We start from the raw sequence: 1,077 nt of genomic DNA on the forward strand, positions 1-1,077 counted from the left end.
CTCGCTCGACCCGACCGGCGCCGGTCGGGCACGATGGACGATGCGCTGGAAGCCCGCGGTCAACGCCTTCGCGATCACCTTCGCCGACCGCTGGCCCAACGCCCAAACCTACTGATGGAGATCGCCGGAAACACCCTCAGCGAGACAGTCCCGTAGTGCAGACTGACACCGGTGATCATGCAACTGCAGTCGTAGAAACCCATCGCACCAATAACCGTTCTTCTCGACCTTTGAGATCTCGGTCGATTCTGCCGTGGAGCACTGTCGATCAGCGTTCACCGGCCCAGTCCCCCATCGCCTGGCATGCCAGTTCCGGGCCGTTGTCGCTGCGCAGCGCGGCCGGGTATCCGCGGCCGGTGACGATGCGGTGGCGTCGATGAGCCGGTCGGCGGTGATGGAGCGTTCGACCAGCCCGCCCAGGCATTCGCGGGTGTGCTCATCGACGATGGACACGATCTTGACCGGACGGCCGTCATCGGTGGCGTCGAACTGGAAATCAACGGCACACACTCGGTTCGGCGGGCTTGCGGTCACCGCCGTGACCGTCGAGTCACCGATTCGTTTGCAGCGCCGCCGCCGCGGCACCCGTAGCCCTTCCTGCCGCCACAGACGTTGAAGCTTCTTGCGATTCACCGTCCAACGGGGCATCTCGATCCGTGGGCTGCTGCGCGTCCGCAGGACGGCGCTGGGTACTGCGATGCTGCCCGGTCACCCGGCAGGCGAACCGTTCGAGTCCTGGCGCTGCGCCAACAGCGTCATCTCCTACGGCAAGACTGGAGAGATGGTCTCCAACTGCGCCGACGAGCAGGAGCTGATGCCGGGGGATCGTGCAGGCCTCGCTGGGTTATGCACTCAGGTGGCAGGTTCGGCGTCCCGATCTCACAAGTTCGAGAAAGGGGAACGATCTGGCCCCTCGTTTCCGGCCCGTGCACTACGGCAGCGGTAGCGGCGGCGACGCCGGGAAGACGACCGGCAGGGCGGTCAGCGCTCGATGGAACGGACCCGGACGCCACGCGAGCTCGTCCACCGCAACCGCGAGGCGCAGTTCCGGCAGGGCGTCGAGCAATTGATCGATGG

Annotated in this window: 2 pseudogenes; both read right to left on the bottom strand. The window is 65.9% G+C overall.

Going from position 1 to position 1,077, the window contains the following annotated elements:
- Nucleotides 1-271: 271 nt before the first annotated feature.
- A pseudogene (locus tag GVY64_RS37005) lies at nucleotides 272-730 on the bottom strand (IS3 family transposase); the annotation flags it as partial.
- A gap of 201 nt (nucleotides 731-931) precedes the next feature.
- Nucleotides 932-1,077: pseudogene (locus GVY64_RS37010) on the bottom strand (cytochrome P450); the annotation flags it as partial.

The organism is Nocardia sp. CY41, from assembly GCF_009829325.1.
Classification (GTDB): domain Bacteria; phylum Actinomycetota; class Actinomycetes; order Mycobacteriales; family Mycobacteriaceae; genus Nocardia.